The following is an 8,101-nucleotide window of genomic DNA, read 5'->3' on the forward strand; positions in this document are numbered from 1 at the left end:
TTAAAGGGAGCGGCTTATGAATATTTCCGGAAACAGTTTCACTTACGGGGTGGCGGCCTATCAGGCTGGCCAGTTCCGTGTCGATCAGGCCGGTGCAGCCATTGCGGCCAGCAGCCTGCCGAATGATGCGCAGACACGTGTCGATCAGGTTCGCAGCGTCGATGGAGCTTCTCAGAATCAGGCAGATAAGGCCGCACAGCTGGTCGAGTTGCAAGCGGGTAAGCGCGAGGCCCTGGCGGGCTCTCGAGTTATCCAGGCAGCCAGTGCAACATTGGGAAGCCTTATCGATACCTACGCCTGACCTCTGTTCCCTCCAGGGGGAGAAGGTGTAATACAAGCGCCGCGGGTGGATAACCACTCGCGGCGTTTTTGTATCCAGGTGTCGCCTGTGGTCAGACACGCTTGACAGGCCTCAGAGGAAAACATAAGTTTCAAACAACTGTTTAACGCCGGTCAGGAGATCCCTGCGGCGCCTTCCCATAAAAATGCATTCCAGAGGTAACAGTCATGCCTGACTACAAGGCTCCCTTGCGTGATATCCGCTTTGTCCGTGACGAACTGCTGGGTTATGACGCGCATTACCAGAGCTTGCCCGGCTGCCAGGATGCTACCCCGGATATGGTTGCCGCCATTCTTGAGGAAGGCGCCAAGTTCTGCGAGCAGGTCCTGTCGCCGCTGAACCGTGTCGGTGACAAGGAAGGCTGCGTATGGAGCGAGTCGGGCGTGAAGACGCCGACAGGCTTCAAGCAGGCTTATCAGCAATTCGTAGAAGGTGGCTGGCCAAGTCTGCCGCATGATCCTGCTCATGGCGGCCAGGGTCTGCCTGAGTCGCTGGGTATTGCCTTGTCGGAAATGATCGGCCAGGCCAACTGGTCCTGGGGCATGTATCCAGGCCTTTCCCATGGCGCGATGAACACCATTGAAAGCCATGGTACCGACGAGCAGAAGCACACCTACCTGACCAAACTGGTTTCCGGCGAATGGACAGGCACCATGTGCCTGACCGAGCCCCATTGCGGCTCCGATCTGGGCATGCTGCGTACCCGTGCCGAGCCGCAGGCTGACGGTAGCTACGCGATTAGCGGAACCAAGATCTTTATCTCTGCCGGTGAACATGACCTGACCGACAACATCGTGCATATCGTGTTGGCCCGCCTACCTGACGCACCGGCGGGTACCAAGGGTATCTCGCTGTTCATCGTACCCAAGTTCCTGCCCAATGCCGAAGGGGGCATAGGCGAGCGCAACGGTGTGACCTGCGGCTCCATCGAGCACAAGATGGGCATCCACGGTAATGCCACTTGCGTGATGAACTTCGATAGCGCCAAAGGCTTTCTGATCGGCCCGCCTAACAAGGGCCTGAACTGCATGTTCACCTTCATGAACACGGCGCGCGTAGGGACGGCTCTGCAAGGTCTGGCCCATGCGGAGATCGCCTTCCAGGGCGGTATCCGGTATGCCCGTGAACGCCTGCAGATGCGCTCCCTGACCGGGCCAAAAGCGCCCGAGAAGGCTGCTGACCCGATCATTGTCCACCCGGACGTCCGCCGCATGTTGCTGACCATGAAGGCGTTCGCTGAAGGCAACCGTGCCATGATCTACTTTGCTGCCAAGCTGGTAGATGTGACCCGTTACAGCCAGGATGAGGAAGAGCGAAAGAAAGCCGATGCGCTGCTGGCCTTCATCACGCCGATTGCCAAGGCCTTCATGACTGAAGTGGGCTTCGAAGCGGCTAGCCATGGCATGCAGATCTATGGCGGTCATGGTTACATTTCCGAATGGGGCATGGAGCAAAACCTGCGCGACAGCCGTATCGCCATGATGTACGAGGGTACTACCGGTATTCAGGCCATCGACCTGTTGGGTCGTAAAGTACTGATGACCCAGGGTGAGTCGCTCAAAGGCTTTACCAAGATCGTTCACAAGTTCTGCCAGGCGCAGGAAGGCAATGCTGAGCTCAAGGAGTTTATCGAGCCGCTGGCCAAGCTGAACAAGGAATGGGGCGACGTTACCCTCAAGGTCGGCATGGCCGCCATGAAGGACCGTGAGGAAGTAGGCGCTGCGGCGGTGGATTACCTGATGTACTCCGGCTATGTCTGCCTGGCGTACTTCTGGGCCGATATGGCGCGTGTAGCCAGCGAGAAGCTTGCTGCCGGAACCGATGAGGCTGCGTTCTACAAGGCCAAGCTGCAGACCGCGCGTTTCTATTATCAGCGTCTGCTGCCACGTACCCGCATGCACGTCGAAGCGATGCTGGCAGGGGCTGGTAGCCTGATGGACGTGGCAGAAGAGGACTTTGCGCTGGGCTATTGATTCGTCAGAGCTGAAACTTAAAAGGGCTGCGCCTCTCGGTGCAGCCCTTTTTTTATTGGTCGATCGGTAAGGCAGGCCGGTATCAGTCGGCAAAGCCCAGCCAATTGTGGTGGTCATGACCTGTACCGTCGTCGAGCACGACCGTACAGGTGGTACCGGCAGACAGCTCCATGCCTTCCGGCACTTCATCGATGGCAATGCGCACCGGAATTCGTTGCGCCAGGCGGACCCAGTTGAATACCGGGTTCACATCGGCGATCAGCTCGCGGCTCTGCGGGTTGTCCCGATCGTAGATACCCCGGGCAATGCTCTCCACATGGCCCTTAAGCACCATGCCGCTCATCATTCGCATTTCGGCGGGTGCGCCGATCTTCACGTGGGGCAGTTTGGTTTCTTCAAAGTAGCCATAAACCCAGTAGGAGTTCTTGTCGATGATCGCAAGCTTGGGTGCACCGGCCGAAGCATAATCGCCACGGTAGACCAGGAGGTTGGTGACATAACCATCCACCGGCGCCACCACGCGGGTGCGGGACAGGTTCAGGCGGGCCGCCTCAAGCTGAGCCAGGGCCTGCTTGTAATCTGCCTCGGCCGACGCGGCAATGCTGCTAGCGTCTTCACGGCTCTCCTTGGAAACGACCAGGCTGTCGATATCGGCGCGGCGCTTGGCGTTTTGCAGGCGCATGTCCAGCGTTGCCTTGCGCGAAGCGACCAGGGCTTCGGCCTGATGCACGGCAATCTCGTAATGAGACGGATCGATCTGCAGGAGCAGGTCGCCTTTCTTGACCAGCTGGTTGTCATGCACCGGCACGTTGACCACAAGGCCCGACACATCCGGTGCGATGTTGATGACATCGGCGCGCACGCGTCCGTCCCGCGTCCACGGATCGTTCATGTAATGCACCCAGAGCAGCCGGCCTATCACCAGTGCGGCTACCACGACGATCAGGGTCGCCAATACGCTAAAAAGGTTCTTCAAGGTCATGGAACAAGGCTCTCAACGATAGACGGTCAGCGCCATGACGCCATAGATGCAGGCGAACAGGCTCAGGCGGAACAGGGAGGGGTGCCAGGTAAAGCGATACAGCCCAATGCTGGCGAACAGGCGATCAACGACCCACATCACCAGCAGGCCAACAATGAACAGCACGGTAACGGTGGGCAGGTACACACCGTGGAAAGCAATCTCACGAGGCATGGGCGATTCCTGTGACGGGCTCGCTCGGCGCAGCGTATTGCGCCAGGGGCGCGTGCGGGTCGAGCAGGGAGGTTCGAATGAAATGCAGGAAGCTCTGGATGCGACGCAGCGGCGACTCATCGAAATGCTGGCTATAGGGCTCACGCTGCGCTTCAACGCAGGCAATGGCCTGGTCCACCGCGGTGAGCGCACGTTGCAGATTGGTCTGGCTTGGCTTCAGGAACAGGCGGGCCAGGGCACGTCCCATGGCGCGGATCGACTGACGCCAAGGGGACGCTTCGGCAAATCGAGGCTCGGCCGGTAGGCGCTCCTGCTCCTGACGCAGCTCAATGATGGCCTGACCGACTTCCTGGACCGTAAAGGTCCAGCCCAACAGCGCTTTCTGCACCTGCGGACGGCCATTGGCCAAACCGTAGGCCTGATTGAGCAGGTCGCGCGTGGCGCTTTCGAACCGGCTCGAAAGCCCTGGCAGCGGGTCACTCGTTACACGAACGACCTGACGGCGCAGGTCACGCTCCAGGCGCCTCCAGAGCCAAGCGCTGTTGGGTGGGAGCAGGATCGAGGAAATCGCGGCTGTGGTCGCCATGGACAGCAGCACGGCGATACCGTTGTTGATGAAGTTTGACGGGTCATACACCGGTGGGTTGTCGGGAATCGAGGTAAAGCAGAAAAACACCATGCTACCCAGCCCGTAACCCATATAACCCGGACGCAGGGCCACAAAGCTGCCCAGCATGAAGACGGGTGCCAGGGCGAACATGAGCATCCAGTATCCATCCAGTTGGGTGAAGACGAAGAAGTTCATGAAAAAGCCTACGGTAACGCCGAAAAATGCACCGATGGCCATCTGTTGGGCGGTCTTGTGGGGCATCGGACTGGACGAGGCGAGGGCGGCCACGGCAGCCGCGTTGGAGGCGAACATGCCGCCATAGGGCCAGGCCGTCATGATCCAGAACAGGCTGAGCAGCAGCACCATGAGGGCAGTTCGTACACCTGCCACGGTTGCTGCCATGGCATTGGCCTTGGCCACGAAGCGCGCCTTCCATTGCTCGCGTACATGGTGCGGAGCGGCCAGGGACGCGTGGGTCTGGACGTAATTGTGCAGATCGTCCACCAAACGGAAGAGCAGTTCGGCAGCCGTCTCGAAGTCCAGCCGATCTTCTTCGGAGGGCGCGTTGGCAAGTAGCGAAGCACGGGCTTCCCGAATGCGTACGCGGGTGTGGTCGCTCAAGGCCGAGAGACGTTCAGCGACCGCTGCCGCGTCCGGTGGTGTCAGCGGCTGACCACGCACGCTGTCCAAGAGCTCCAGAAATGCAGCCTGCGCCATGTCGAATGCCGACAGTACAACGTCAGCCTGACGCTGGCGCAACCGTAGAAGCAGTCGACTCAAGGCATGCAGACGGGTCGTCATGGTCATGAATTCACTGTTCAGCCGCGAGAGACGACCGCTGCGCATGCGCATGTGCGGATCTTCAAAGGCTGTAGCGCTGCGCATGTTTTCAAGCCCGACGGCCTCGGCGGCATAGCGCACTCCACCGCTCTCCACGACACGCCGCTCCAGCTTGCCACGCAGCACATCGGCTACGTAGCCTGCAAAGGTGCCAAAGCGGTTGTATAAGGCGTTGCGCATGGCTGCGCTTGTGGTCTGCGGAAAAAGGGCTGCCGAGACGATACCGCTGCAGATAATGGCCAACGAAATCGCCAGTACCCGCATAACCGCTGACATAAAAGCACCTTCAGGGCTCATGACAGCGGGAATACCGATCAGCGCTGCGGTATAGCCTGCCAGCACACAGCCGTAGCTGCGCATATCGCGATAGCGCATGGCGCCGGCCGTGCACAGGCCAATCCAGACTGACATGCAGATCAGGAAGGGCACCCGCTCCTGGGCAAACAGGGCAACCAGCGCCAGCATGGCGATCAGGCCTGCTACCGTGCCCAGCAACCGATAGATGCTTTTGGCAAATACCTGGCCGCTCTGCGGCTGCATCACGATGAAAACGGTGATGACCGCCGAGGATGGGTGCGGCAACTGGAGGCGCATGGCAAGCCAGAGGGTCAGGCCGGCTGCGATCAGTACCTTGAAAAGGTAGATCCACATGACACCGTCGCTTCTCGCCCAGGCGTTAAGCGCCTGGCGAAACGCGCTGGTGGAGGGGGTGGAAGTCGTTTCTGCTTTCATGAGGGCCTTAGGGCTTTTTGGCAATATCGACACGTGCCGGTTTCAGGTCCTTTTCGTCCGGGCCGTCTTCAGGTGCGATGGCACCGCCACCCAGAGCGGTAATCAGGCCGGCCTGGGCGCTCAGGCGCATGGCCTGGACCTGTTGCTCCACCCGCTGCTGGGCAAACAGACGGGTCTGGGCGTCCAGTACATGCAGGTAATCGGTCAGGCCGCGCTCGAAGGCCTTGCGGGCAATGTCGTAGGTGCGCTGCGCCGCTTCCACGGACTCACGGGCCATGTCGGCCTGCTTGTTGGCCGAGTCGAGACGAATCAGGTTATCGGAGATGTCCTTCAGCGCCTCGATGATGGTCTGGTTGTAATGTGCAACCGCAGCGTCGTAGCCTGCCGATGCGATACCAAGCTGCGAGCGGCGCTCACCGCCATCGAAGATGGGCAGCGAGATAGCCGGTCCAAAGGAGTAACCCGTCTTTTTGGCCGTGAACAATTCCTTGAAGGTGCCCATGGTCATCGATTGTCCAATGCTCGCCATCAAATCGATGTTGGGATAGAAATCGGCGCGGGCTACATCGACACCCTTGGCGTTCATGGCGACCTGCCAACGGCTGGCCACCACGTCGGGACGATGACCTACCAGCTCCAGTGGTAAGCGGGAAGGCAGGGTTGGCATGGCACCCAGTTGCAGCTGCGGGCGTGTCAGCGAGGCGGCGTCGCCAGGACCTTTACCGGCCAAGGCGGCCAGCTGGTTGCGAGAAAGCGCAATGGCTTCGTCCAGGGCTTCGATCTGTCGATGCGTTTCCGGCAACAATGCTTCGGCCTGGCTGACCTCGAACTGGGTGCCGATGCCGCCTTCCAGCTGACGCTTCGCCAGTTTGGCGATCTGCTCCTGCTGTTCCAGGGTCGCGTGGACCACATCACGTTGCGCATATTGCAACGATAACTGGATGTAGGCTCGCACGATGTTGGTCGTCAGCTCGAGCACCGCAACACGTTCTTCGGCAGCTGCCTGATGGGCACGATCCAGAGCACGTTCGCTGTCGTCGTGCTCGCGTCCCCAGAGGTCGAGCTTGTAGCTGAGCCCCAGGGAGGCGGTGTTGTTCCAGGTGGTACGGTCGGCCAGCTCGCCCGGGCCATAGAAGTTATCCGTAGGCCAGGTGTAACGGCGCAGGTCAACGCTGCCGTTTACGTGGGGCGCCTCGGCGGATTCCACCAGTCCGGCCATTGCCTTGGCCGAGCGTACCCGTGCCGCTGCGGCTGCCAGTGACGGATTGCTGGTCAGGGCTTCAGCGATCCACCGGTCCAGCTGGGGGTCACGGTAGGCGCGCCACCACTGGCTGGCCGGCCATTGGGCGTCCAGCTTGGCCGCACGGATGGCATCGTCCGTAGCCAGGGTGTCGGCATCGATACGTTGAGCCTCCGGCGCGATACCGTGGGTGCTGATACAGCCGGAGATTGTTGAAGTCAGAACAAAAAAGCTTATGCCAAGCAGCGAATTCTTACAGGGGAATGACACAGAAGGCGTCCAGATATTCGAGGGGAGAGTCGCTCAAACCTACGTGAATTCTAGGAAACCCCTTGTCTTGAGATAAGCCGGTCGGTTTGTGAATGTTTATCTCACATTTTGTAATAATGCCCCTCTTGCGTTCATGGCAAAATTTATTTGCTAACTAATGAGGGGCATCATGGACACATTGCACAATATGCGCGTTTTCGCCTGTGTTGCCGAAAGCGGCAGCTTTACCAGCGCGGCGCAAGTGCTGAGCACCACCACCGCGCATGTTTCCCGAGCCGTTGCCAGCCTGGAAGCGCATCTGCGTACCCGCCTGCTCCATCGAACCACCCGCCGGATTGCCCTGACCGAGGCAGGGCAGCGTTACCTGCTGCGTTGCGAGCAGATCCTGGCCTATGTTGAAGAGGCCGAAGCCGAAGCCAGCGATGCTCATGCGCGGCCGGCCGGCAAGCTGCGTATCCATTCCATGACCGGGATCGGTCAGCATTACATGATCAAGGCGATTGCGGGCTATCGTCAGCAGTTTCCCGAGGTCAACTTTGACCTCACCATGGCCAATCGTATGCCGGACCTGCTCGATGAAGGCTACGACGTAGCAATTGTTGTTGCCACAGAGCTGCCGGATTCCGGCTTTGTTTCGCAAAATATTGGCCATACCTACAGCATTCTTTGTGCTTCCCCGGCATATGCGGAGGCCCGCGGGCTGCCTCGCAGTCCTGCTGAGCTGACCCAGCATGACTGCATGCGTCTGGTAAGCCCGGTTGTACCTCTTGAGAAATGGGTATTCGATGGTCCCAACGGCCAGGAGATGGTCACCATCAGCACTACTTCCTTTCAGGTTAACGTCGGGGATGCCATGACTCAGGCCATCCAGGCCGGTTTAGGTATTGGCATCCTGCCGATC

The 8,101-nt window shown here is 59.6% G+C and carries 7 protein-coding genes; 3 read left to right on the plus strand and 4 right to left on the minus strand.

The window, feature by feature from the left end:
• The first annotated feature begins 16 nt into the window (after positions 1 to 16).
• Both PLU01S_RS09065 and PLU01S_RS09070 read left to right on the plus strand, forming a co-directional pair.
• A complete protein-coding gene (locus PLU01S_RS09065; protein ID WP_074826941.1) occupies positions 17 to 301 on the plus strand; it encodes a hypothetical protein in 285 nt (94 codons plus the stop codon).
• A gap of 206 nt (positions 302 to 507) precedes the next feature.
• Positions 508 to 2,313 carry a phenylacyl-CoA dehydrogenase gene (locus tag PLU01S_RS09070; RefSeq protein WP_074826939.1) on the plus strand — a complete coding sequence of 602 codons (1,806 nt, stop codon included), beginning with the start codon at positions 508 to 510 and terminating at the stop codon, positions 2,311 to 2,313.
• A gap of 82 nt (positions 2,314 to 2,395) precedes the next feature.
• On the opposite strand, the gene PLU01S_RS09075 is transcribed toward PLU01S_RS09070, so the two are convergent.
• From PLU01S_RS09075 to PLU01S_RS09090, 4 genes are read right to left on the minus strand one after another with little or no spacing between them, the layout of a single operon-like run.
• The gene (locus PLU01S_RS09075; protein ID WP_019366673.1) at positions 2,396 to 3,295 is read right to left on the minus strand and encodes an efflux RND transporter periplasmic adaptor subunit; all 900 of its coding nucleotides are present in this window, start codon (positions 3,293 to 3,295) and stop codon (positions 2,396 to 2,398) included.
• Between the two features lie 12 nt (positions 3,296 to 3,307).
• On the minus strand, positions 3,308 to 3,508 hold the full coding sequence (locus tag PLU01S_RS09080; RefSeq protein WP_010796023.1) for a DUF1656 domain-containing protein: 201 nt from the start codon (positions 3,506 to 3,508) through the stop codon (positions 3,308 to 3,310).
• The gene (locus PLU01S_RS09085; protein WP_074826937.1) at positions 3,498 to 5,690 is read right to left on the minus strand and encodes an FUSC family protein; all 2,193 of its coding nucleotides are present in this window, start codon (positions 5,688 to 5,690) and stop codon (positions 3,498 to 3,500) included. The genes PLU01S_RS09080 and PLU01S_RS09085 overlap by 11 nt, the downstream gene beginning before the upstream one ends.
• A 7-nt stretch (positions 5,691 to 5,697) precedes the next feature.
• A complete protein-coding gene (locus PLU01S_RS09090) occupies positions 5,698 to 7,200 on the minus strand; it encodes an efflux transporter outer membrane subunit (protein WP_074826935.1) in 1,503 nt (500 codons plus the stop codon).
• A 169-nt stretch (positions 7,201 to 7,369) separates the two neighbouring features.
• Between PLU01S_RS09090 and PLU01S_RS09095 the strand changes: the two genes are divergently transcribed.
• Positions 7,370 to 8,101, plus strand: a 732-nt coding sequence (locus PLU01S_RS09095) for a LysR family transcriptional regulator (protein WP_084339929.1), incomplete at its 3' end; no start/stop codon positions are given.

Source organism: Pseudomonas luteola NBRC 103146, assembly GCF_002091675.1.
Lineage (GTDB): Bacteria > Pseudomonadota > Gammaproteobacteria > Pseudomonadales > Pseudomonadaceae > Chryseomonas > Chryseomonas luteola.

What these genes read in the sequence shown, in the direction of transcription:
- PLU01S_RS09065 (WP_074826941.1), top strand. Translation starts at nt 17, where the DNA reads ATGAATATTTCCGGAAACAGTTTCACTTACGGGGTGGCGGCCTATCAG.
- PLU01S_RS09070 (WP_074826939.1), top strand. Translation starts at nt 508, where the DNA reads ATGCCTGACTACAAGGCTCCCTTGCGTGATATCCGCTTTGTCCGTGAC.
- PLU01S_RS09075 (WP_019366673.1), bottom strand. Translation starts at nt 3,295, where the DNA reads ATGACCTTGAAGAACCTTTTTAGCGTATTGGCGACCCTGATCGTCGTG.
- PLU01S_RS09080 (WP_010796023.1), bottom strand. Translation starts at nt 3,508, where the DNA reads ATGCCTCGTGAGATTGCTTTCCACGGTGTGTACCTGCCCACCGTTACC.
- PLU01S_RS09085 (WP_074826937.1), bottom strand. Translation starts at nt 5,690, where the DNA reads ATGAAAGCAGAAACGACTTCCACCCCCTCCACCAGCGCGTTTCGCCAG.